This is a genomic window from Amycolatopsis lurida (assembly GCF_900105055.1).
In the GTDB taxonomy this organism is placed as follows: domain Bacteria; phylum Actinomycetota; class Actinomycetes; order Mycobacteriales; family Pseudonocardiaceae; genus Amycolatopsis; species Amycolatopsis lurida.
Map to the genome: position 1 here is coordinate 6273908 of NZ_FNTA01000004.1, position 26330 is coordinate 6300237.

The following is a 26330-nucleotide window of genomic DNA, read 5'->3' on the forward strand; positions in this document are numbered from 1 at the left end:
TGGAGGATTTCCAGGCTCGCTTGGACGAGGGCGATTACAGCGGCGGCTTCTTCCCGGATGGGCTGGATAGTGTCGCTCCATACGACGAGCAGGCCGGTTTCGGTGATGTGCCGTCCTTTGCCGCGGGTGCGAATGATTTCGCCGCGCTGGGGGAGTTGTTTGGTGATGGGGTTGGGGTGGGGTTTGAGTTTGGGTCGGGGCTGGGTGATGTGGGTTTTGGTGTGCCGGACTTCGCCGGGTGGGGTGATGGCGGGTTTGGTGTGGCGGAGTTTGGTGGGGTCTCGCCGGTTCGTCGGGGTGAGATGGAGATGGCGATGGGTCGGGGGCGGGAGCTGTCGCGGTTGGGTCGGGAGGGGGGTGAGGAGCCGCCGTTTGAGATGTTGCCGTCGGCGAGCGGGGTTGCGGTGAGGGGGGTGCGGTCGGGGGTGGTGGTGGGTGATGGTGGTCCGGCGCTGGCCAAGGTCGCGCGGTGGCTGCCGCGGGTGGTCGGTGAGTTCAATCTGGTGCTGGCCGGTCATGGGATGCGTGATGAGCAGGCGGCGGCGGAGGCGTTGCGGTCGGCGGAGTGGAACCGTGCAGACACGGTGCGGGTGTGGGCGTGCAACGCGGACTTTTTGCCGGAGTTTGCACGGGCACTGCGTGAGGCGACCCGGGTGCCGGTGCTACGGCCGGTGGATTATGTGTTTTTCGGTTTCGATGAGCCGGCAGGATTGTCGGGGCGCGCGGGCCGTGTGGGATCGGTGGTGTATGACGCGACCACCAGTGTGCCGTCGTTTGTTGAGACACCGGGCAGCGGCTGGGTGGAGGTTATGGAGGGAGGCACGGAACAGCCGTCGAACGTTAGCGTGCCGTTCCCGGATGATGCGCCGGCTCGTTATGGCTTGGATGATTTGGTGCATTTGGCTCCACCGTCGGATGTGACGGAGGGTTCTCATCCGGTTGTTCAGAAGTTGCTGGAGTGGCGGCCGGAGGATTGGAATTCGGGGAAGACGTTGCGGGATGAGTTGGAGCGGGTAAGTGGCCAGTTACCTGAGGGGTATGTGGTTCCGGCGCGGGGGGCGAAGCCCTCGGGCAAGATGGCCCGACTGGTGAAGCAATGGGTGCTGGGGTTGGACGGCGTCACGGATCCACGCACAGGGCGGAGCGTTACGGGTAAGGCTGTGGGGAAGCTGGCCGGTGACCGCATGGTCGGGGAGCGCATGCCGGCAAGGTGGCGGCTGCAAGCGAAGAACGCCGCGGCGGAGGCGGGTGACCAGCGTGCGAGCGTCGCGGGCGACCGTAAGCAGTTGTGGGTCGGTCAATTCGAGCCGAAATCGGAGGCGATTGCACCTGCTGACCTGGCGAGGATTGCTGTCGAGGTCAGGCCGGACTTCGTGGAGCAGCAGCGGAAGAGGGTGGAGCAGCAGCGCATTGACGGTGACTTCCGGCTGATACTTCATACGTTTCACCCGCACGGCGGGCATCTGGGCCTCGCTCTCGGCAGGCTTGATGCAGCCCATCGCCAGCTGGTTGAAGTGCTGGGTGGTGGTGAAAGCGGAGCCGGTCAGCTTCCGAGGATCACCAAGGTGCTGGGGTCATATCTAAAGTCGGGTGCGGCCAGGTTGGAGCTGGTGCGGTATCTGGACGGCGAAGGTGTGCCGCTGGCTGACTACCGAGAGCGTAGGGCGCTCGATGTCACCTATCTGGCGCGTACGAATAAGCTGCCTTTGGTGCATGAGGATCAGGTCCGGTTGATGGCGGCTGGGGCTGCGGAGCGGGCCTTTGTCGAGTCGGCAGAACTGCCGATGTTTCACGTTGAAATTAACCACAAGAAGAACACGGCCGACGATCCTGTCCCCCAGTATTTTGAGGAGCTTTTCGGCGAAGGCGTATCCGAATTCTTTGATGGCCTGGCATCGCAAGGTCTTACATTGCCGGATCGCGAGAAGTTCACGCCTCGGGTGGCGGTGAGGTACAAAGGTTCGTCACAACTTGTGGAAGTCCCCGCGCGCGTGTTCGTGGTGGAGGAAGTCGGTGCGGGAGAACGAACGGAGTGGCGTGCCGCCAAGGTGATCGCGAGCGACGATATCCCTCCTGCTGGTCGGGCCGATCTCGATGCCTGGGTGAAGGATTTGGTTCCGGCGGCTTTCAAAGGACATGACCGGCAGGGGCGTCCACTGGATCTGCGGCCTGCCTTCACCGTCTCGGGGCCAGTCGAAGAGGGTGGCGGTAAACCTGGAGCCAACCTGGCGGCGCATTTGAGGAAGTCTTTCACCGCCGCTATGGCCTCGGAGCGGGAGAAGAGGCAGGTTCCGGTGGACGTGGCCGAGCTTGGCCTGACGTTCCCGGTAGGCAGCTGGAGACTACGTTCAAAGGACGGAAAAGAGGGCGCGTCCACCGGTTTCTGGGTGACACTGCATCCGGATCCTCATCCTGACTGGACGGCTGCTGATTATCGCAGGCTTCGGGTGCTGGAGGGGGCGGAGTTCGTTCGAGGGCTTGCCCGGTTGGTGGACGCGGCGGTGTGGGATGTGCGGCAGGTGGTGTTCGGGGCGGTGGAACGTGCGGTCGCGCAGGCGAGGGAGGCTGGGAACCGGACTGCGGTGGTGGAGCCCATCACGGCGGAAATCCAGAAGATTTTCTCAGAGCCGACTAAATGGAGCGAAGGGCGGCGGACGTATCTTCGTGACCTGCTGAACGGGATCGTGGATGAGGCGCTGGCCCGGCAGAAGGAAACACTGCCGGCCGGAATGACGGTCATCCGTCCTAAGGTGAGCGTGGTGGTGGCTGCGCGGAGCCTGCAGCAGACAGTCGTGCGTCTGGAAGTCGGGGCGGACATCCCTGCCCCCGCCGGGAAGCCGGTTCCGATTCGGGTTCGGGAGCGAACTCTGGTCGATCTAAGTGTACGGGCTTTGACACAGGGGGTAGGGTCTCCGGGGTTGCAGTGGGTTGGCCGTTACCCGCTGGATGGAATTCCAGGCGAGGATTTGCAGTCGGCCTTCGACGAGTGGGTTGCCGAGTTCAAGCCGCTTGCGCGGAGCCGCGAGGAGAACGATCTCGAGCCGTTCGATCTCCATCTGATCCGCACAGTGCAGACCCTGCCGGGGGCTCCGGAGGGCGTTGCCCGGTTGAAGGACGAGACCCGGGATCTGGTCCTGGGTGCGCTGAAGGCTCCTGATGGGTCGAAGCGGTCGGTGGATCATCCGGGCGCGCTGGTGTCGGTGACGGTGAAGCAAGATCGTAATTTCGCGTTGGTGTTGTGGGTGCGGCCTGATGCGGGTGGTTCGGTTGCCGGGTATCGGGCGATGCGGATGATGAATGCGGTTTTTGAGCCGGGGGAGGCAGAGCTGCGGCAGACGGCGGAGTGGAAGCTGGGGTTGATGTTCGCGGATGCTGCGGAGCGGGCGAAGGTTGAACTGGATGAGGCGTTGGGTGCTGAGGCGCGGGGTGGTGAGGTGGTTGATCTGGTCACTCAGGTCGGGGTCTCGGTGGAGTTGGTGGCGGGGCGTGGTGAGGAAACGCTGAGTGGGCAGCGTGAGGAATACCTGACAGGGCTGGCGGGCCGGGTTTTCGCGGAGACGGTGGGTGACCGGATCGCGCCGCGGGTGGATGTGGTGGCGCGTGTGGACGAGTGGTGGCCGCAGGGGGCGGCGGCGGCTTCGGTGAGGGTGGGTGATGGGATGCCACATCCGGTGCCGGCGGGCGTGGTGGTGCCGGGGGTGTCGCCGTTGGTGGTGCCGTCGTGGACAGCTGATCTGGATGTGCGTCCGCGGCTTTTGGAGCCCAGGGAGACGTTGTTGCCTGCGCGGCGGGAGTGGAAGGAGGAGAGTTCGCCGGCTTCCGTGACGATCGATACACAAGACCAAAAACCGTTCGGGGAGTTCATCGCGCGGCTGGCGTCGCAGTGGAAGAATGTCACCGCTGGTGTGGTGACACCGAATATTCAGATCTGGGCGACCCTCGGTGTCACGGAATTCAAGCACGAGGAATATGTGCTGGACTTCGCGAAGAAGGCTGTGAAGCAGCGGCTGCGCGAAGCCGGGGTAGACGCTGAACAATGGGTATTCAGCGAAATTGTCACACGGACTAGAGGTCTTGATTCCAAGGTGACGGTGAGTGTGGCGCCGTCGCCGGTGCTGACTCCGGAGCAGGTGCGGACCGCCTCGTACTGGGAAGGAGGCTCCTTCCCAGTACGATCACGCCGCCAGCGTGAGATGGCCGTATTGCCGGAGGCGGTCGCGCAGGAGCTGGGTTGGCGTGTGCGCAGCTTCGCCGGCGAGGTTGCTTCCCAGGAAAAGGGCAGCTCTCAGCGAGTGAGCAAGGTGTTGGCGGTGGAGATTGTCAGCCGCCTGAATTCGCAGTATGTGTCTCGTCAGAAGGAGGTGCGGTCGGCTGTTCGTGACGCGTTGCCGGGACCGCTGCGTGAGCGCGAGGCATTCATCGACCGGTATGTGCGTTTTATTCCTGCGTCTCGGGTGTGGTGGAATCCGGAACGGCCCGGGATGGGGCTCCGCTTGGTTGAGCTGTCTGCTGAGGCCGCGACGACGCTGGACGCTGCCGGGGAAGTGCGCGCCGCGGCCCGTGCTGGTCGGGGTGGGTCACCGAGCGAGGACGGGTTGGGTGTTGGTGTGGCCGGCTCGTCCCAGGACCGTGGGGCGGTAACGCCGGGTACGCGGGCCGGGTCCGAAGAGACCGAGGCCGCCTTCGAGGAGTTTGCGCCAGTCGAGCACTCGCCGTCGCCGTCGCCGTCGCCGTCGCCGTCGCCGTCGCCGTCGCCGTCGGCGAGGGCGGATGATCCGGTTGATGTGGTCATGGAGGATTTCCAGGCTCGCTTGGACGAGGGCGATTACAGCGGCGGCTTCTTCCCGGATGGGCTGGATAGTGTCGCTCCATACGACGAGCAGGCCGGTTTCGGTGATGTGCCGTCCTTTGCCGCGGGTGCGAATGATTTCGCCGCGCTGGGGGAGTTGTTTGGTGATGGGGTTGGGGTGGGGTTTGAGTTTGGGTCGGGGCTGGGTGATGTGGGTTTTGGTGTGCCGGACTTCGCTGGGTGGGGTGATGGCGGGTTTGGTGTGGCGGAGTTTGGTGGGGTCTCGCCGGTTCGTCGGGGTGAGATGGAGATGGCGATGGGTCGGGGGCGGGAGCTGTCGCGGTTGGGTCGGGAGGGGGATGAGGAGCCGCCGTTTGAGATGTTGCCGTCGGCGAGCGGGGTTGCGGTGAGGGGGGTGCGGTCGGGGGTGGTGGTGGGTGATGGTGGTCCGGCGCTGGCCAAGGTCGCGCGGTGGCTGCCGCGGGTGGTCGGTGAGTTCAATCTGGTGCTGGCCGGTCATGGGATGCGTGATGAGCAGGCGGCGGCGGAGGCGTTGCGGTCGGCGGAGTGGAACCGTGCAGACACGGTGCGGGTGTGGGCGTGCAACGCGGACTTTTTGCCGGAGTTTGCACGGGCACTGCGTGAGGCGACCCGGGTGCCGGTGCTACGGCCGGTGGATTATGTGTTTTTCGGTTTCGATGAGCCGGCAGGATTGTCGGGGCGCGCGGGCCGTGTGGGATCGGTGGTGTATGACGCGACCACCAGTGTGCCGTCGTTTGTTGAGACACCGGGCAGCGGCTGGGTGGAGGTTATGGAGGGAGGCACGGAACAGCCGTCGAACGTTAGCGTGCCGTTCCCGGATGATGCGCCGGCTCGTTATGGCTTGGATGATTTGGTGCATTTGGCTCCACCGTCGGATGTGACGGAGGGTTCTCATCCGGTTGTTCAGAAGTTGCTGGAGTGGCGGCCGGAGGATTGGAATTCGGGGAAGACGTTGCGGGATGAGTTGGAGCGGGTAAGTGGCCAGTTACCTGAGGGGTATGTGGTTCCGGCGCGGGGGGCGAAGCCCTCGGGCAAGATGGCGGAGCTGGTGAAGCAATGGATGCTGGGGTTTGCCGAGGTCGTGGATCCGCGCACGAATCGCGACATTACAGGCGCGGCTCTGAAGAACCTGGCAGGTGACCGCATGGCCGGGACGAACACGGGCGCGGAACAGTTGCGGCTAGCGAGGGCCGCGGTGGCGTCGAGGGCAGGGACGGCGTATGCCGCCAGCGCGCGTACCGCTGGTCAGCGCGACACGTTGTGGACTGGTCGATTTGAGACGCGCTCGGGCGTGATTAGGCCGGAAGATCTGGCTAGGGTCCGTAGCGGGGTGATGCCGGATGTTGTGCGGCGGCAGGAGCAGTGGCGGGAGCAGGGGGTCACGGGGGAGGATGTCAGGTTGATCTTCTCGTGGCAGGTCACGAATTTGACCCGGAACGGCGCAAACGCCCTGCGTAGGCTGGCTGCGGCGTATAAGCAGGTGATGGCGGGGCAGGAGGGCGGCCGGAGTCTTGCCGCCGGTCGGAGGCCGATGGTGACGCAGGTGCTGTTGCTTGCCCAAAGTGCTGAGGCGGCCGGGTTGTCGCTGGTGCGGTATCCGGGTGGGGAAGGCGTGCCGCTGGAGAATTTCCGGCAGCGCACGTCGCTGGATGCGACATATTTGGTGCACACAAACCAGTTGCTGGCGGTGCACGAGGAGCAGGTTCGGGCGATGGTCGAGGGGGCCGCGGAGCGGGCTTGGACCCAGTCGGCGGAGCTGCCGCTGTTCCATTTTGAGATCAGCCGTAAGCACGAGGACAATGCAGTTGCTGTCGCAGAGCGTGAGCAGTATTTTACTGACTTAGTGCGCGAAGGCATTTCCGTTTTCATCGAACGTTCCGGTTTGCGGGATCACGAGTGGCTGGCTACTGGACAGTTCATGCCGCGGCTAAAGGTTGAGTATACGGGCTCTTCAAGGGGTGTCGAAGTGTCTGTGCACGCGTTGGTGCAGGAGCGGCCCGAACCAGAAGTACGCACAAAGTGGCATGCCAACTACGTGGGAGGGCGTAATGATATCCCAGCTGGCGATCAGGCGGAGCTCGATGCCTGGTTCAGGCAGTTGGCTCGAATGGCTCTCGTACGCCATGACTCGGACGAGCGTCCACCAGACCTTCGCCCTGAACTTGTCACCTCGGTCCTCGCGCGAATCAAAGAAGGCGGAGAGTGGTTTGAGGCGCAGCTGGGGAAGGCTTTTGCCGATGCTGTGGTGTCGGTGCAGGGGAACCAGTCGGCTCACGTTGAGCTGGCCGGGCTCGGGCTGACTTTCCCGGTGGGAAAGCGGAAGTTGACTAGTGAGGAGCGTAAGCGGGGTGACGGCACTGGGTGGTGGGTGAGGTTGCATCCGGATCCTCCCGTGCTGGCGGCCGCTGTATATCGCGACATGCGTGTGCTGGAGAGGCTGGAGTTCGTTCCGGGGCTTGGCCGATTGGTGGATGCGGCGGTGTGGGATGTGCGGCAGGTGGTGTCGGGGGCGGTGCGGCGTGCGATCGAGCAAGCGCAGGAGGCTGATGAACCTGCCGTGGTGGAACCGATCACAGTTGAAATAACAAAAAACAAAGTTGAACCGGTCGATCTGAGTCAGCGGCGGCTGCAGAATGTGCGAGATCTAGTGAACATGGTTGTCGATGAGGAGTTGGCGGAGGGAACGTTACCGGCTGAATTGATGGTCACACGGCCCCTGGTGAGGGTCGAGTTCGGCTCCGCATTTGTGAGTGGGCAGAAAACGGTTGCACGCCTGGTGATCGGGGGTGATGTTCCGCAGAGGACCGTCGCCCATAGGGTGCCCGGCACGTTGAAAAAACGGCGGCAGAAAGCCCTGCGTGAATCGATGTTGCCAGAGAATGCGGGTTCTCCAGGCTTGCAGGTGGTCGGTTATTACTCGCCAGCGGGGACTACAGGCGTAATCCCGAGTATGGGGTTGCAGTCGTCGCTCGACAAGTGGGCTGAAGAGTTCACGCCTCTTGCGCGCGGTCGTGAGGAAAACGATCTTGAGCCGTTTGATCTCCATCTGATCCGCTCCGTGCGGACACTGCCAGATGATCCGCAAGAAGTGGCCCGGCTAAAGGAACAGGCGCGGGATTGGATTTTGCGTTTGTTGGAGGCATCTGACGAGTCGAGGCGGCCGGTGGGGCATCCGGGTCCGCTGGTGTCGGTGACGCTGAAGTCGAGTGTTCTCGGGTCGGGGTTGGCGTTGTGGGTGCGGCCTGATGTGGGTGGTTCGGTTGCGGGGTATCGGGCGATGCGGATGTTGAATGTGGTTTTTGAGTCGGGGGAGGTGGAGTTAGGGGGGGTGGCGGAGTGGAAGCTGGGGTTGATGTTCGCGGATGCTGCGGAGCGGGCGAAGGTTGAGCTGGATGAGGCGTTGGGTGCCGAGGCGCGGGGTGGTGAGCTGGTTGATCTGGTCACTCAGGTCGGGGTCTCGGTGGAGTTGGTGGCGGGGCGTGGTGAGGAAACGCTGAGCGGGCAGCGTGGGGAATATCTGACGGGGTTGGCGGGTCGGGTTTTTGGTGAGCTGGTGGGTGATCGGATTGTGCCGCGGGTAGATGTGGTGGCGCGTGTGGACGAGTGGTGGCCGCGGGGGGTGGCGGCGGCTTCGGTGAGGGTGGGTGATGGGGTGCCACATCCGGTGCCGGCGGCCGTGGTGGTGCCGGGGGTGTCGCCGTTGGTGGTGCCGTCATGGACAGCTGATCTGAATGTGCGTACGCGGAAGCTGAAGAAAAGTGAGGTCTTGTTGCCTGCGCGGCGCGCAGAGGAGGAGGTTTCTGTGACGTTCGATCCGGAAGCGGAACCGGAATTGGTGACGTTCATCGAGCAGATAGTGGCACAGTGGAAGAACGTTAGCGTCGGTGCGGTGACGCCGAACATGCGGATCCGGCTGGTAATGCCAAGCAAAGAGTCCCGGCACAAGGACGATGTGCAGACCTTCGTGGAGAAGGTAGTGAAGCAGCGGCTGCGCGCGCTGAACGTGGATACGAAAGAATGGGTCTTCAGCGGGGCGTTGCGCATGTCTGCGGGGCTTGATTCGTCGGTGACGGTGAGTGTGATGCCGTCACCGGTGCTGACCGAAAAACAGGTACGGGAGGCTTCCTACTGGGAGGGCGATTTCCACGGAGATGGCAACCGGGACGAAAGTGGAAAAGCTGGTCGTTATGCCAACGAATTGCCGGTGGCGGTCACGCAGCAGCTGGGTTGGCGTGTGCATGCGTTCGCCGATGCGGTGTTGTCGCGGCGCGAAGACAAGGTGCTGGCTATAGAGATCCTGAGTCGTTTGGCTTCGCAGTTCTCGTCGCGACAGGGAGTAGTTCGGTCGGTTGTGCGTGAGGCGTTGCCGTTGCCGATGCGTGATCGGGACGCGTTCATTGAACGTTATGTGCGTTTCGTTCCGACGGCCACCGGGTGGGCTCTGGGGAGTGCTGGGGTGGGCCTGCGGGTGGCGGAGGTTTCTGCTGAGGCCGCGACGACGCTGGACGCTGCCGGGGAAGTGCGCGCCGCGGCCCGTGCTGGTCGGGGTGGGTCACCGAGCGAGGACGGGTTGGGTGTTGGTGTGGCCGGCTCGTCCCAGGACCGTGGGGCGGTAACGCCGGGTACGCGGGCCGGGTCCGAAGAGACCGAGGCCGCCTTCGAGGAGTTTGCGCCAGTCGAGCACTCGCCGTCGCCGTCGCCGTCGCCGTCGGCGAGGGCGGATGATCCGGTTGATGTGCTCATGGAGGATTTCCAGGCTCGCTTGGACGAGGGCGATTACAGCGGCGGCTTCTTCCCGGATGGGCTGGATAGTGTCGCTCCATACGACGAGCAGGCCGGTTTCGGTGATGTGCCGTCCTTTGCCGCGGGTGCGAATGATTTCGCCGCGCTGGGGGAGTTGTTTGGTGATGGGGTTGGGGTGGGGTTTGAGTTTGGGTCGGGGCTGGGTGATGTGGGTTTTGGTGTGCCGGACTTCGCCGGGTGGGGTGATGGCGGGTTTGGTGTGGCGGAGTTTGCTGGGGTCTCGCCGGTTCGTCGGGGTGAGATGGAGATGGCGATGGGTCGGGGGCGGGAGCTGTCGCGGTTGGGTCGGGAGGGGGGTGAGGAGCCGCCGTTTGAGACGTTGCCGTCGGCGAGCGGGGTTGCGGTGAGGGGGGTGCGGTCGGGGGTCGTGGTGGGTGATGGTGGTCCGGCGCTGGCCAAGGTCGCGCGGTGGCTGCCGCGGGTGGTCGGTGAGTTCAATCTGGTGCTGGCCGGTCATGGGATGCGTGATGAGCAGGCGGCGGCGGAGGCGTTGCGGTCGGCGGAGTGGAACCGTGCAGACACGGTGCGGGTGTGGGCGTGCAACGCGGACTTTTTGCCGGAGTTTGCACGGGCACTGCGTGAGACGACCCGGGTGCCGGTGCTACGGCCGGTGGATTATGTGTTTTTCGGTTTCGATGAGCCGGCAGGATTGTCGGGGCGCGCGGGCCGTGTGGGATCGGTGGTGTATGACGCGACCACCAGTGTGCCGTCGTTTGTTGAGACACCGGGCAGCGGCTGGGTGGAGGTTATGGAGGGAGGCACGGAACAGCCGTCGAACGTTAGCGTGCCGTTCCCGGATGATGCGCCGGCTCGTTATGGCTTGGATGATCTGGTGCATTTGGCTCCACCGTCGGCCGTCGGTCACGGCCGGTCGGGTTCGGAGTTCTTTCTGCATCCCGACGACGGACCTCGGCTGCGGCGAACGCGGGCACTGTCGGAAACGGCGGCGGGAGTGCCCGTCGGCGAGGCGGTCATATGGTCCGAGGCGGATCGAGGTTCAGCGGGTGCCGAGGTGCTGGCGGGTCTCGAGCGGGCTGAGCGGGCTCGTCTGGACCGTCCGGTGGTGCTGGGGGAGCCGGACTTCTCAGGCGTGCGGGAAGCAGTGCTGGCGCAGCTGGTCCTGGTCGGCGAGAGACGGGACGATTGGGAATCGTGGGTCGAGACGGCTTACCCAGACGATGCGCTGCGGCGTCTGGAGCGCACGCTGGAGACGGTCCATGACGCGCAACGAGCCATGGAAATCGAGGTTCAGGCGGTGCGGATCGGCGCGCCGATGGACGAGGTCGACGCCGTGAGCGAGATCAGTTACGAGTACGAGGGCGAGCGGCGGGTGAGCGATGTCACGGCGGAGGGAAGCCGGACACCGGTGAACCTGACCAACCAGAACATTCCGGCGGGACCGGTGACCGTCGGGCTCGGGCTCAAAGACCCGGGAGTCTCCTCGATGGGGCGGATGCGGTCCACGAGTGATGTTTCGGAGTCGAGCGAAGTTCGTGAGCGGGGCGCGGTGTCGCTTTCGGATCACGTGGTGATCCACCGGGTCCTGGTGCGTCCGCGGCCGGGCCGGTTGCTGCACCGGAACCGGCCGGGCGAGGTGCGGGAGGTGCCGGTGCCGATGCGGCTGGGGTGGCCACGCCATGACGTGGGCACGGGTCCCAGCGGCCGGATGGTGCCACTGGCGTACCCGCAGGCTCCTCGCACCGACCACGAGCGGGGCGTGTTGCAGGAGGCATTCGAGAATGGCGGCGGCACGCCGGGCGAGTTCGACGTAGCGATCCACCACGACGAGGCCGGTCACGGGGGGGACGTCAGGGGCCACGACGCGCGGGTCGAGGTGCGCCGGGACGGCACTGTCTGGCCTCTGCCGGACAGTGCCACGCCGACCGAGGGCGCCATCGTTTTGGGATCGTCCGGGCGAGTGGATGAAGTGGTGTCCGGCCACGCCGCTGGGGCGGGATTACTCGCCGCGGGCCGGGTCCGGCCGTCGGGTATCAGGGACGGCGGTCGGCCCGGGCACGCCGAGGTGACTCCGGCGCCTCTGCCGGCCGGGGGCCCGGCCCTCGCCCAGGTCACCTCCGGTGCCTCGCGGAGCCTCGCCGAGCAGCAGGCAGTAGCTGCCTACGACCGGGTCGCCGAGGGGCTGTCGCAGCTGGCGGTGCCCCGTTCCGAACTGATGGCCATGGTGGCTGAGTTCACCGCACTTGCGGGCGACGGCAGGCTCGAGCACCACGCTTTGCCTGATGGCACCCGGGAACAGCTGATCTCGCTCGACCGTTCGCTTGCCGCGTTTTCCGGCTCAGCGGTGAAGGAGCGGGTACGCGCGTTCGTCAACGACGCACTGTTGGCTGCTTGCCTGGTGCCGACCCGGGAACGGCCGCGCCGTCCGAAGCGGTCCGACGGTGGCGTCGAGGTGGACCGCCGGGCGATCCGGCCTATCACGTCCGCCAGGCTCACTCAGCTGCTCGACGACTTGAGCAGGCACATCGGGCGCGCTGAGGATCCATTTGCGGTGGCGCATTCGCCGATGTACGGCGTGGACGTTTCGACGGCCGCGGCGCTGCCGGTGCGGCTGACCGCGCTCGGTCTGGTGAACCTTGCCGCTCCGGCGCGCGCGGCGCTGGCCGGCGAACCGCTGATGACCGCTTTGCTGGACAACCCGGCAGCGCTGACGGAGGCACTGTTCGCGAGCGTCGGCCACGAGGAGCAGTACTTCCTCAACACGTGTGTCGCGGCTTCAGTCGACATCGGTGTCCGGAGCAGGGTGCCGTCCCTGGCCGGGCTCCTGCACGTCGGCCGCGCCGTGGCGGACAACACTGAAGGCGACCTCGGCAAGGTGCGCCCCGAGTCGCGGACCCGGCCGGACCGGACTTTCGGGCGTACGCGAGAGGAGATGGTCCGCAAGCGGGTCACCGACGCGCGGGCCGAGTTCACGGCGATCGAACAGCGGGCACTGCAACTGGTTGCCGCCGACCAGGCCGACCGCGCGGTGCGGCGGGAGTGGCGTGCCCTGAGCGAGCGCTGGGGCCGGTCGATGCAGAAGCTGGCCGCTGCCAACCTCAGGAGCGGGCGCGTGCCGGTGTTGACCCGGAAGGTCGTCCGTGGCGATTGGTGGACGAGCCTCGCGCTGACCGCACCGTTGGTGGTGGACCGCGGTCGTCGTCGGTTCACCGGTCTCGATCAGGCGTCCTATGCTGGGAAGTTCCAGGCGCACCTGGCGCTCGAGCCGGATGGCACTCTGTTCGGCGCCGACGAGCTGATCGACGACCGGCAGCCAGGGGTCGTACTGCCCCAGGTACTGCGGACGCCGGAGCAGCGAATTGCGTTCTGGCGGCAGGTGGCGGCCGACGGCGGGACGGTCGTGGGAACCCCGGACCATCGTGTTCAGCTTCAGGCGGTCACGGTGGATGGCCGCCCGGTGTTCGTCATGAACAACCCGATGAACTCCTATCCGGCGTTGCTGACGCCGGAGGAGTTCGCTGGCTGGGCAGGTTCCTGGGAAGCGAAGGTAAGTGCGACCTTCTTCCCCAGACGCGGTGGCGAAGCGAGTGCCGCTGGGGAAGATAACGGTCCGGCGTCCGACGAGTTCACCGCACCTGAGATGGAGGCGTCGCGCAGCGGTGAACACGCGGATGCCAGTTTCGCGGATGCGGAGCAGGTGCAGGACTCGAGGGCGGCTGGGGGTGCGGGGTCCAGGTCAGCGGGCGTGGATATCAAGCGGCGTGCCGTGCGGGAGTTGTCCCGTGCGGGATGGACGTCGATGCAGCCGACAGTGAGCTACTGGGCAGCTGTGGACATCGTCGCGCATGCCATGCTCGTTCACACTGAGCCTGAGAAGGTGGCCGGGCTTGCACGGCGGCTCGCGGCGCCGGCTCCCTCCGGCGCCGATGATGCCGGTATGGGCACCTCGTCCGATGTGCCCGATGCGTCCGCGCAATCGCACGGCGAACCGATGGTGGTTGCGCAGGCGTCAGCCGCGGTGGAGTCGCAGGTGGCTGCCGTCGGCGCCGCAGGGGACCGCCCGGCGCACGATCGCGCTTCGTCCTCGGCCAGCGGCAAGGGGGACGGCACCCCGCAGGGGATTCCGGGTGAGCTGTACCGCAGCAATAACATGGGGGTTGCTTCGCAGGTCAGCCGGACCGAGGGCGTCGATCAGGCAGTGGCCAAGGTCGTTTCGCTCGTCTCCAAGATTCCGGAGCCGTCGGAAATCGCCACGGTGCAGCATGAGCTCGGCGACAACATCGGCTCTTTCCTGGGTGAGGGCAGGGTCCTCGAAGTCGGTGGCGAGCTGGTTCGCGTGAAGGCCAAGTTCCGCTGGCCCGCGCGCACCACCGGGAACGGGACGGGGCCTGCCAAATCGATGACCGGGAAAACCGCTGACAGTGCCAAGGCACAGACGTCCACCCAACGAAGCCCGAAGACCCAATGGATCGTCTTTCTTCCCATGGTGCCGGGCCTGTTCGCCACTGGGAAGATCACCGTGCCGACCGCGGCGGCCAGCTCGCGTGAGCACAGCCACACGCTGGGCAAGACTGTGCAGACCAGTGTCTCGTTGCCGGAGCAGCCCAGCAATAGCGCCGGCGGCTACCTCGGTATGCGGTCGGTCAGGGTTCCGGTTTCATTGGAAATCAACCGTCTCGACCGGCGCGGTGCCGACACCGGACCGAAGATCCTGCTCGGCGCCGGCAAACCGGCAGCCGCGCCGATCGCGGTGACCTTGAGCGTCCCCGCAGGGCTGCGCCAGGAGGGTAAGCAGATCGCCCTTCCCCCGGCCCTGCCGCCGATGGCGACTGAGGGCACTGCGGTCAGGGCTGTCGTGGCCGGCCGCCATCGTGGCAAACTAATCGCGCTGAAGCCGGGTGCGAAACGCGGCATTTTCGAGCAAGTGATCGACAAGGTCGGCCGGCTCGGGAAGGAATCCCGGGAGTACCTTCGCGAATTCTTGACGATCGGCCTGGAGGCGCGGCTGCCGAAGATGGCGGTCACGCCGGAGCAAGCCGAGGCGGGACAAGGTTGGATCACGTCGGAGGCGTTGTATCGCGGGGGGAACCCGGCCAAACGCATTTTGTCGAGCCGCTCGCAGAAGGTGCAGATGCGGGCGGTGGCCCGGGAGATCGCGTACCTCGAGGCCATCGACGATGCCCAGTTCCGCGAGCACGCCACGGAAACCGGTTCGACGTCGTCGTCGAGCACGTCGGGGCGCGATTTTGATGCCGCCCTGGCCGGCGGGCCGGGTCTGGATGTCGGCGGGTTGTCGGTGGGTGCCGGCCCGGCCATGTCGGGCGGTTATGGCCGGAGCCGGACGTCGACTCACGCCGCTGAGTCGGCCAAATCCGTCACGCGTTCGTACAAGGGGACCGTGCTTCGCTACCGGGTGGTGTACGACCTGGAAGTCCGCCAGCTCGGACGAGGGGAACCGATCACTTTCGCGAAGGCCGTCAACGCGGTGCAGTGGGCCAAGGCCGACGACGCACGGCAAGTGGGGCTCGACCCGGCCGCTCAGCGCGTCGAGCCGGATGCAGCGGAGCACATCGAGGAGTCAGTCGGCGCCGCCGCGGGAAGCGCGGCACTCCGACTCGGTGAGGTCAGTGGCTTGCTCAGTTCGATTCTCCGCGACTCGGCGAAATCCCTGCCTGGGCCGGCGCGGAAACGCTGGGCGTGGCGGGATGCCGGCTTGGTGACCTCGTTCGACGACCCCAAGCTGCGGAAGGGGTTGACCGGCAAGCTGGAGCGGCAACTCGGCCGCGGCGAAGCGATCGACGACGCGGTGTCTCCGGAGAGGCTCGCCCTGCGGGCGGCGGACCTGGCGATGGAACGTCCGCTCGTCCTCGATCTGGAGCCGGAACCCGGCCGGGCGCACGACTACCATGTGGCGTTCCGGATCGACGCGCGCCTGTTGGGCCAGCTCGAAGACTTGGGCCCTGCGCCGGCAGGCACTTCGGAAGCGAAGTTCGCCGATTCGGAGAGCGGGGGAACCAGCACCAGCCGGCTCTGGGCGGTCGCCGGCGGCCTCCGGTACCGGGTCTACACCGCGCTGGCCGGCGGAATGGGTCTGGTGACCGGTACGAACAAGATCGAAAAGGCCAAGTCGGCCACGGCGGGGCGAGGCCAGGGCGCGGAAGTCACTGCCGGTGGTGTGCTCGGCCGTGAACTGGATGAGTCCGGTGCGGTCAAACCGGAGCCAGTGCATCGCTATGCGGCGAAGGTCGAACTGACTGTGTCGGGATCCTCCTGGTCCCGATACAACGAGCTGGTTCGCGGGTTGACGGTCGGGCGACGGGGGGAGCACACGCCGAAGGCCGAGCCGCTGCCGATCGTCGATACGGCGTCGCAGGCCGACGGCCGGCCCCCCGGAACGGTCATCCTCGATGTGATCGTGGAGCAGCACCCCTCCGAAGCGCTGCCCGTGCCGCTGCGGATAGCAGTGGCCAACGAAACAAGGCTGCCGGTGCAGCCGTTGAACGGCAGTTCCCAGCTGCGCGAAGGTGCCTCACAGGTACTGGACGGCATCCGTGTCCTGACGGCCCACGGCCTCGGCCATGTTCGCGACGCCGTCCGTGACGTGCTGAAGGGCGCATCCGGCGATGACATCTGGAAGTTCGAGGACGGGGACAACTCCGCACTGATCGATCAGGCGATCTCGATGGATTCGATGCGCATCGACCTGCGGGCGTTCAGCCGACCGACGCGCATCGACGGTCTGCGCTGGAAGCGTCGTCGAGCGGACACGACCGCAGCGGTGGCCGTCTCCTACCGGCTGCTTGATCCGCAGGTGATCGACAAGTTGTGGGAACAGCCCGAACACGCCGTGACCGGCACCAGCGAAACTTCGGCGGAGGCAGACAGCACGTGGACGCAGAGCAACGAGGTCGAACCCGCGGCGTTAATCGTCAGTGACGGTGCGCTGCACAGCTCGGGCATCAGCGCCCACGCTGCGAACCTGACGGTGGCCGAACTGGGTATGTGGAAAACCAGCTCCGGCACGAAGTCCGCCCGGAAGACGAAGATCTCGACCACGCGTTCGCTGACCGGCGAACCCCGCCGTCTTTACCTGATAGAGGCCACTCTGGAGGCGACCGTCGCGGCGGAGACGTTCCGGCAGGGCAACCTCGATCGGTGGCTGTTCCGCCGGCCACGGCCGGGTCGGCAAGCAGCCAAACGGCTCGAGCTGCCGAAGGCCGTCCGTGTCGTGGTGACCGAGAAACAGCTACACGAAATCCGGATCAGGCAGGCCGAGGTGGACGCCCTCCGGGCCGCGCGGCCCGCCGCGGTGCCGGCGCCGGTCGGCGACTTCGACGGCAGCCGGGCAGTGCCCGATGGGTATGCGCTCGGTGGCGCGAACTGGGCGGACGGGGTCACCGAGTCCATCGATCTCAGTGACCGGCTGGAGCTGCTTCACCGCCAGCTCGTGCGGCGGCTCGGGCAAAAGAAGGCCGATCAGATCCTGCCGCTGTCGTCGCGGTTGGGAGCCGAACACGACAACTACCGCGCGGCCGAACGGTTCCTGTCCCGACTCGAAGGGCCGTTGGCGGATCTCGCTAACGGAGGCGCCAGCACATCGATCCGAGCTGAAGACAGCCGGCTGACAGGAGAAACCTACGAACTGGTCGTCGGCGCACAGTTGCTCGGCTCGCCCGAAGCCGTGGGAATAGCTCACGGTGAGCTCGCCAAGGTTTCGGCGGCGTCGGCGGAGGAGAAATCGGGGCGTAATGTCAAGCGGGTTCTGGCTGAGTTAATGACCTTGTCGAACGCGGCTGTGAAGTTCGGGCCTGAATCCGAGCACGGCAGTTCGGGAGGCGAAGCCGGTGCTCACGGCGCACCGTACGGCCTCCTCGGGTACGGAGCCGTACACATCGTCGAATGGCTGAGCCAGTTCCGGAACCGCATGCGTAAGCAGACCAGCGAGTACGTGCAATCCGAGGTCGTCAGCGGCGCCTTGGCGGAACGTCGTGCCGAAGTCCTGTTCGACGTCCGCATCGAAAGGCACGGTGAACGCATCGCGGCCGCTCCGGACACCCGCACCGTGCTCACCCTCTCACCGGTCGAGGATCGCGACGCTGGCGGTGGGCACCGATCGGCCGGCGTCGTGGAGCGCCGCCCGCACACTGAAGCCGACGACGCTCCCACGCACCGCTGGCACGAGGCGCCGGGGGCAGAGCAGCTTCCCGAGGATCCGGCCCGCTACCGTGTGATCGGGTTCGACGGGAAGGTCGAGGCTCTGGTGGACGCAGCCGCATCGGCCCTCGAGCAGGCCACCGGGAAGAAACCGGATGCGGCGGCGCGAGCGATGCTGCGCGAGCACCTGCGACCCAGCAGGCTGGGTGCACTGGCCGGGCCACGATCCCGCACGGGGACCGAGCTGGAGCTTCCGGCGGAGCTGGGGGCCCGCTTGGTCGTGCATTCGCGGATCGAGGGGCCGGGCGCCCTGACCAGTGTGAGCGCGCGGATCAAGCTGGACGGGAGCACGAGTTCCGCCCGCGAGACCGAAGAGCAACGCGGCAGTGGCAGCGCCAATGTGGTCGCTTCTTTGCCGCTGGTGGGCGGAGGTGTGCCGCAGGCTCCTGGTCACGAGAGCGTTGAGGAGGGGCGGCAGCTGTTCGGAAACCTCGGCGACTTTTCGCTGCCGGTCGAAGTACACGGCGCCGCGGCCGGCGAAGACGAGTACGGCACTGTGCGGAAGTCGGCGGGTGGCTCGCTACCGGAGCCGGGCACCAAGCCGTCGCCGGATCCGATCACCAGTTCGTGGTCGTACCCGACCCAGTTCCGCTTCGTGGCCGAACCCACCACGAAGAGTTCCCGGCGGAAACCGGCTGTCGTCGACGTCGATTTCGCGCAGGGCTATCACATCCGCCGGGCGGATCGCAGTGATCGTCTGCCGGTTTCGCTGGTGCGGCGGGCGACCGAGCTGGCGCAGCGTGACCGTGAGTGGACGGCCGCGCGTGGAGGTGCGCGGGCGGGGTCGCGTCCCGGCAGCGCGAACGCCGCCGAACGGCGCGCGGCAGGGAAGTGGTGGCTCGCGAAACAGCGCTACGAAACCGCACTCGAAACCGCGCAAAACGACCCCGTGCTGACGGGCGGCCGACCGGCTGCCCGCATCGAGCTGCCGTCCGGGATGCCACGGTTGCCGAGCGCGCAACGAGCGGAACTGTTCCGTCTGGTCCGGCACCTCCTCGACGAGCGCGAACGGAACCGGACCCCGCGCGTGCGCTATCGCGTGCTCGGTGACCCGGCCACGGCCTCGCGCCGGATGTCGCTGGTCACTGACGAATGGGATGCACTGCTCCGCTTGGCCCAGGCTCCCACTCCGATGAATCGGCGACTGGGCCGGGTCGAGCTCGGGCTGGCGGGCACCCCGCATCTCGTAGCCACCCCCGGTCTTCCCGTCGTCGAAATCTGGATCGACGACGAGCGCGACAAGCGAGAAGGCCGTTCCACCGACCCCGAGGGGCCCGTGGCGGAAGGCAGTCGGCGCGAAGGAAAACAGATCGCGCCCGGCGGCCTGGACACGGTGTGGGAGGAAGGGGAAGATCCGCCGTCGGCCGATCAGAACGCGGACATGGAAAATGACGAAACCTTCCTGGACGCCGCGCCGCAGACGGAGCAGCGTCGGGCGTCGCAGGCCGGCCTGGCCGAGCTAGCCGCCGTGCCACGGGTCGGCGACGATATGGGGCCGGGAAGCCTCTCCTCCGGGGTCGGGACCGCTTCGCCGACCGGTCCGGCGAACGCGGAGTTCGCCCGACCCCACATCTACGTCGTCGACGACACGCAGCCACGTCTGGCCGAACCCGGCCGACGGGCGGACCTGAAGCGGCTGGCGGACGCTTTGAAGGCGTCGGTGCGGTCGCAGCGGGCTGTCGGCCTGCCGGCACCGCGTGTCGCTATCTCAGGCCCAGTGCGTGACACCCGGATCGTTGCCGCCTTGTTGCAGGGTGAACTGGGCAACGATCCCGGGCAGCCGTTGCCGGTCATCGTGACCGACCCTGGCCCCAAAGGCAGGGTCATCGTGATGATATCGATGCCCGATGCGCCAAAGGGCGCGCAACATGCTCCGAACGCGCACTCGGTCGGTGGGGTTAGCTTCGATTCTGGCCTCGCGTCAGAGCGGGCCTGGTGGCAACGGGTACATGACGCCTTACCCCCTCCGGCCGGCAGGGAGAAAACCTTCTTCGTCTATGTCACCGGTCACAAGGGGAAGTTCCTCGTCGGCGGCGCGCTGATCGACGGCGTCACCCTGGCGCGGTACGTCCGGAATTCGTCGGCGTTCCGGCAGCACGCAGCCAATCCCTCGGTGTCGGTCTGGCTGGTCGGTGCGGATCCCGCGCATCCCGATGAGTCGACACGTGCGGCCAAGGAGTTCGCAGAGGCGCTTCGCGGTGATGGACCGTACCGCCGGGTGTCCGCGGCGACCGAGCGGCTGGAACTGGACGACGCCGGTTATACGGTTCTGGAGAACGACGGCCTTTTCGAAGATGTCGCGGAAATCCGGCCGGATGACGTCAAGTGGAAGCAGTTATCGGGCGTCGACAGACGGCGGTTTGGTATGGGCTTCGCCCATTCGGCGATCCTTACTCGCGAGGAAGCCAGCACGTTGAGACTGACCAACGACCATAGCCTGCGGGCCGTGAACGAGACCTACACCGACGCCACGGGCAAAGAGTTCTCCAAAACGTCAATCCAAGCGTGGGCCAATCAGACTGATGGGCTCCGGACCCGTCCTGTGGAAATCTTCCTGCGGGTTATCGGCGACAAATTCTTCGTTCCTTTGACCGATGGCAGCGTCTGGCACCTTAGCCCCGAGGTATCCGCCGAGCTGGTGGCGAAGGCTTCCGCGTTTCGGGAGTTGACTGCGGGCCTGACTCGTCCGTCGTTGCTCGTGTTCAGTAAGACTAGTTCGTCGAAGGCCGCCACGGTGAGCGATGCGAACCGAAGGTTTTTGGCGAAGCTTCGCGCGGTGTCCGGGCCGTGGCAGACCTACGATTACACCGGCCGGTACTCCATCATCGATGGACGACCCATCCTGTCTGTCCCGGGGGGGAGCGAGTTCGTCGAAGGGCCGCCGCCAGCACTGGCGGAGGTGAGGCATGAGGCGTCGGACGGGGTGTTCGGCTTTCCCGTGCCCGGCACACTGCGCCATCCGGCGGGTGAGAGGGCGGCGCTGAGGGTCTTCATCGATGCGGTCCGGGAGGGCACCGCCGATCTGGGCGGGCCGTGGGCGCCGAAGAAGCCGTTAATCGTCTCGGTTGATTCGCCGGACGGGACCTTCGCCCGCATCGCCACCCAGACCGGGCACGTGCTCGAACTCGATGGCCGCCAGCTCGGCAGGATGCTGCTCGCCGACCCGGGCTTCCGGCAGCGGCTGGAAGCCGACCCGCAACGACCGGTGGTGTTGGTCGCACGCGATGGCAGCACCTTGGGGAACTTCGGTGGACTGGGTTTCGACTTCGCCGGAGCCCTGCGTGCGGAGGGTTTCTTCACCGACGTTTACGCGCCGAACGGTGCCGCGAGGATCGATCGGAATCGGATTCACACGAGTGAGCACACCGAGTTCCTGCCGGTGTCGGGTTTGCGGGCCGGAGATGTGCGGACCGAAGTGTTGAGGAACGGGGATGGAGAGCCGGTCGCGCTGTTCGTGCGGTACGCCGGCGACGACGACGCCTTCCATCTCGCGAAGGAGTGGGCTCGGAACGTGACGGCCGATCGTCTGCGGACGTACAAGGTCGGCGGCGGTTCAGCTGCGGCGGTGGCGGATTCGCCGTGGGGAGACCAGATGCCGGTGTTCCTGTTCGCGGGTGTCAGCGACCAGGGCTATGAGGTCATCCGGCAGGACGGCGTGATGGAACACCTCACCCCGGCGGAGCTGGCCTGGATCGTGCGCGGGGATCCCGTTTTGCGGAAGATGCTGGGCAGGGGCGATGGTCGTCCCTCGGATCGTGCACTCGTGTTCGCCGCACTGAAGGGGAACGCCAGGGGGGGGCGCGAATTCACGCAGGCGTTGCTCCGCGGTGGTTACTCGCGTTTGATCCATCACACGCGGGGCGACATCAAGCTGTCCCGGGGCGGCCGCATAACAACTCGAGACGCCTTTGAAACCGAGGCAGCGCCGCTACCCGGACCCGACGACGTCGTCACTTACGCCATGGCCAACGAACGGCTCGGTACCCACGGCCAGTTCTTGCCGCTGTCGGAGAATGACGCCACCGACATGTTCTTGCCCGCATTCTTGGATTCCGCCACACGACAGCAGTACTACTTCCGTGGCGAGGAGAAGCCGGCGGCGGACAACAGCAATGTCGAGTGCTTCGTTCCGGTCCTTGCATCTTGGGCGGGAAGCGCACTTCCGGTATGGTATATAGACGGGCACGGTGACAACGGTGGGTGGCTGAGTTTCGGGCTGAAGACCGACCTGCCGTTGCACATCGGGGATACGGTCAAATTAGACGGCGCTGCTGGCGCGCGAATCATTGCCGGTACCGAGGTGTACCGGCAAGCAGGTGTCGATCCGGCGGCTTCGATCGCCCTGGTGCAGTGCTCGACGACGGCGATCCCCACCGGCGAATCCGGCGTACCTGTTGCTGCGGCGCCCGCCGCGAATCTCCTCAAGGCCGAATGGCACCGGTTAGTAGGGCCCGCCCGGGTTTTCGGCGCAACCCACGACGTTGAGGTGACTAACCGCACGGCCCTGCGCCGAGTGGTGGACGGCGGCAAGTTCACCGAGGCCCTTCCGGACGGGGCCGCCGTCCCGGATGTCCCGCTAGCCGACCTCGCGGCGAGCCGGATCGAGGCGGTGGAGGTCGGCTTCCCGTCGAAGAGCAAGTCACTGCCGGGGTCGGAGGTCGCGGCGGTACGCAGGGTCGCGCGGCAGGTCGCCCGGGCCGCGGCCTGGCGCCGGCGGAATGATGTGGAGCTACCGGAGGTCACGATCCGGGGCTTCGGTCGGCCCGGCCTGCTGGGCGGTGAGAAGGCGGCCGAGAAGACGGGGCGGAAGCGGGCGGACGTGGTGGCTGCGATGTTCTGGGACGAGCTGGTCGCGGAGGCGTTGCAGCTGAGCAGACTGGGCCTGGACCTGCGGGCGGACCACGTTGCTGTCCGCGTGTCCGGTGCCCAGGCACCGGAAGGCGTAGGGCCGAGCGCGCGGATCGACGTCCGGCTCGTGGAGCACGATCTCGGCGAGCGGGCGGTCCGCCAGGTCATCGACGATTACATGTCGACGGACGCCGTCCGGAAGCTCAACAAGGCGTTCACATTACTGGTCCCCGATGCTGTCGGCGAATCCGCCGGCCCCTCCGGTGAGGCCGATCCGGTGGTGGCCCCTCACACCCGGGTAACTGGGCGCGGCGGCGCGGAGCGCTCCGGCTCGGGTGTGGAGACGGACCGAGCTGATGCGGACGTTCCGATGGTGGACGCGCCCGAATTTGACTCGGAGCTGGACGCGGAGGGTAAGAGCGATCCGGAATACGCTGCACCGGCCTCTGCTGACGTCCCGGGTCTCATCGGGCAGCTGTCCGATGAGATCGCGCAGATGGAACGGCATCTGGCGGTGCTTCCGGCCAGCTTCGCCCCGGAGCTGCGTGACCGAATAAAGGTGTGGTCAGCGTACGCGAAGTGGCTTTCGGGAAGGCATCTGTCCGAGCAGGACCTTGCAGGACTGTCGAAGCGGCTGGTGGATGCCCGGAATCTGACCGGTCGTCTGCGTGACCTGCGCCTGCAGCAGGTGGGCCGTGACTACGAGAGCGCCGTGCCCCTGGTCGAGGAGGACCTGTGAGTCCGCTGACCTTCCACCCCGCCGGCGTACCGAGCGGCTTGACTGGCCGACCGGACGCACAGTTCGGCTTCGAGCTCGAATTCCAGGTGATCGGCGAAGATTTCGTAGACGTGAATGCGGTGTTGCGCGCGAAGCTGGACGAGGCGGGCTTCGGCGATTGGGCGGTAGTGGAGGAAGGGGCTCACGACTACGGAGTGGAGGTGATCTCGCCGATCCTGCCCGGAGCGGCGAAGAGCTGGGCCAATCTGGCGGCGGTGCTCGAGATCATTTGCTCGTACCGCGGGGTCGACGGCGCGTCGGCGCAAGCCGACCACGTGGGCGGGCATGTCAACTTCAGCTTCGAGGAGCAACTGGAGCCGCCGGTGTACGGCCGGGTGGCTCAACTGAATATGGCGTTCGAGAGCCTGCTCTACCGGCTGGGTAACCATTACGGCGCTACCGCGCTCCAGCGGGATCTGTGGGCGGTCGGCCCTAATCCGATCCCGCCGCCGGCAAGGGAAATCGTCTCGATCGACGAGGTCCAGGCACTGAGTACCAGCAAGTACGACGCGATCAACTTCCAGTACGTGGACGGTGACGCGAGCGACTGGCTGGAATTCCGGTTCTGGGCGGGCAGCCTGGACCCGGCGGTGTGGCAGGTGCACGCCGAGATTTCGGCGGCCATGGTGCTGGCGGCGAAGGATCCTTCGCTCTACCGCCGGCTGGACGAGCTGATGGCCGATCCGCGGTTGCTGGGACACGAGCCGGAGACCGGGACGAACGAGACGGAACTCGGGCGGCTGCTCGACTTCCTGGCGTTGCTACCGTTGAGCCCGGCTGCCCAGAAGCTGGCTGTGGCACTGTATGCCTGGACGTCGCCGTGGACGGATCAGGGCGCCAACGACCACCAGCTCCGGGCCCAGACTGTCATCGGTCCCGGCGCGCGCGGGTGGATCTTCCCGACGCGGGGCGACAGCGTTCCTGACGTACTGCAGATCAGCGGAAAGCTGCAGGAGTACGCCGGAGCGGAGATCGTCGTCGCGACGGCGAGCCCCGGACGGCGCACCGTCGAGATGTGGCGGAGAGATCCCGTGCCGTTCGCCGGCTTCGCGAAGGTGCTGGCGGCACGCGGAGTGACGGGCAACGCGGCCGACGAGGCGAAGCACGCCGGCTTCGAAGCGAGACTGGTACTGGCGGTGTCCGGCGGCGCCGCTCGGTTGGGGCTGGCGGTCATGGCCGAGGTCTCGGTGCCGACCGTGGTGACTCACGGCCGGGTGCAGGTGACCGAGGACGGCCGCATCGAGTCCGACTCCGAGTGGATCGAACTGCGACCTGGCGGTGAGCAACCTCTGCGCACCGGCGTCACCGACCTGCGACAGGCATTGGACCAGGTGTGGGCGCACGCCGCTCCGAAACCGCAGGCCGCGGCGCCCGGTCCATCTGCGGCGTGGCCAGGGTTCGGCGGTACGCCGTTCCTCACGCTCGCCGGAGCCGGCGCACCGGCGTCACCCGGGGTAGCGGTGCCCTCGGACCAGGTCTCCTCCGACAATGTGAACTGGAGCTGGCGATGAAGGACGCGCAGGCCCACGAGAGCGGGGCGACGGACAGCGCAGGGAAAGGCCACATGAGCCAGACTCGCAATGCCGGCGGTGGGGGCTACGCTGCGGACCGGACCGGCGGCCGTGGACCGGTCCGCCTGTTCTTCCGTGCAGCGAGCGGCCGTTACCAGGTGCCGTTGAAGGACGGCCGGCATACGCTGCTCACCCCCGAGGAGCTGGCGGATCGGCTCGCCGCCACCCCCGAGTTCCAACGCATGGCCGCGAGTGCGATGCGTCCGCTCCTGGCCGTGACCACCTGCCAGGACTACGCGCACCCGGGTGATCGCTCACTCGACGAGGCCTTCGTGGCGAAGCTGATCGAGCTGACCGGCCCGTGGCAGGTCACGACGCCGCCGCCGCTGAACCCGGCCGACCTCCGCTACATCTGGGCCGACGATCGGGTAGCGTCCCACGACACGGCTCCGGCCCACTACGGCCACCAGGACTTTCTGGTCTTGGCGATGAAAGGAACCGAGACGTCGGCCAGGGTCGAGCGCCCGGACGGCAAGCTCATCGATCTGGACGGCACCGCTCTGGGCACGTTGCTGCTCGGCGACACGGAGTTCCGAAGTCAGCTCACGCAGAACCGGGCGGTGGTGCTCGACACCGGCGCAACCGACGTCCGGGTGGGCTATGGCGGACTCGGCTTCGACCTCGCCGGCGCCCTGCGCGCCGAGAACTTTTTCAACGACGTCCACGTGCGTGACGCGGGCGGCACGCTCACGCTGGTATCGGTGCCGCGGGCAGGTGACTTGCAGACCACTGTGATCACCGGTCCGGCAGGGGCGAGGATCGGCAAGTTCGTCCGATTTTCCGGGGACACCGATGCCCTCGCGCGGGTCCGGCGCTGGGCCGCCAAGGACCAAGGGGCCCCCGCCGCGTACCTCGCCGCGGACGGGCGATGGGCTGTTACTCCTTGGCCGCGGCGTCCGGTAATACTGTTCGCACGGCGGAGTGAAACCGGCTACCGCGCCATCCGCGGGGACGGTCAGGAGCTGGATCTTCTGCCGGAGGTGCTGGCCCATTCCCTCTGCAGCGGCCCGGGATTGCACGAGACGGGGGTGTTGAAGCCGACCGTCGGCGTCACGGCCCTCCGGTCTTGCTCGCGAGCATCGGCGGTCTGCCTGCCGGGCTGCGCGAGTTCGCCAACACATTCGTTCAGGCAGGCTGTCCACGGACCTTCTACGGTCCGCAGGGCCGGCTAGCCTTCGGCGAAGACGGCGTCCTCCAGCTGACCGGCCCCGGGTTCGAGCGGATTACCCCCAAGGCGCTGGAGTCGCATCACGAAGCCGGCTACGTGCAAGTGGACCCGAAGCTGCGCGCACCGGCAAATCCTTCCCAGCCGGGGAGCGTCCCTTGA

3 protein-coding genes (1 of these 3 cut by a window edge) are annotated in these 26330 nt (G+C 66.5%); all 3 read left to right on the plus strand.

Going from position 1 to position 26330, the window contains the following annotated elements; all coding sequences use genetic code 11:
• Tightly spaced (each overlapping or abutting the next), the 3 genes in view from BLW75_RS34920 to BLW75_RS34930 form a layout consistent with a single transcriptional unit that may run on beyond the window.
• A protein-coding gene (locus BLW75_RS34920; protein ID WP_091599036.1) for a protein-glutamine glutaminase family protein crosses the window boundary here: on the plus strand, positions 1-23393 show its final stretch. The gene continues 26890 nt to the left of window position 1, outside the view; 23393 of the gene's 50283 nt are visible here — the last part of the coding sequence; its start codon lies off the left edge, out of view; the stop codon is at positions 23391-23393.
• Complete coding sequence (locus BLW75_RS34925; protein ID WP_034324344.1) at positions 23390-24943, plus strand: hypothetical protein; 1554 nt, start codon at positions 23390-23392, stop codon at positions 24941-24943. The genes BLW75_RS34920 and BLW75_RS34925 overlap by 4 nt, the downstream gene beginning before the upstream one ends.
• Positions 24940-26175, plus strand: a complete 1236-nt coding sequence (locus tag BLW75_RS34930) for a hypothetical protein (protein ID WP_034324347.1) — start codon at positions 24940-24942, stop codon at positions 26173-26175. The genes BLW75_RS34925 and BLW75_RS34930 overlap by 4 nt, the downstream gene beginning before the upstream one ends.
• Positions 26176-26330: the final 155 nt, after the last annotated feature.

Excerpts from the sequence above, each read along its gene's own strand:
- BLW75_RS34930 (WP_034324347.1), top strand. The coding sequence starts at position 24,940 with ATGAAGGACGCGCAGGCCCACGAGAGCGGGGCGACGGACAGCGCAGGG.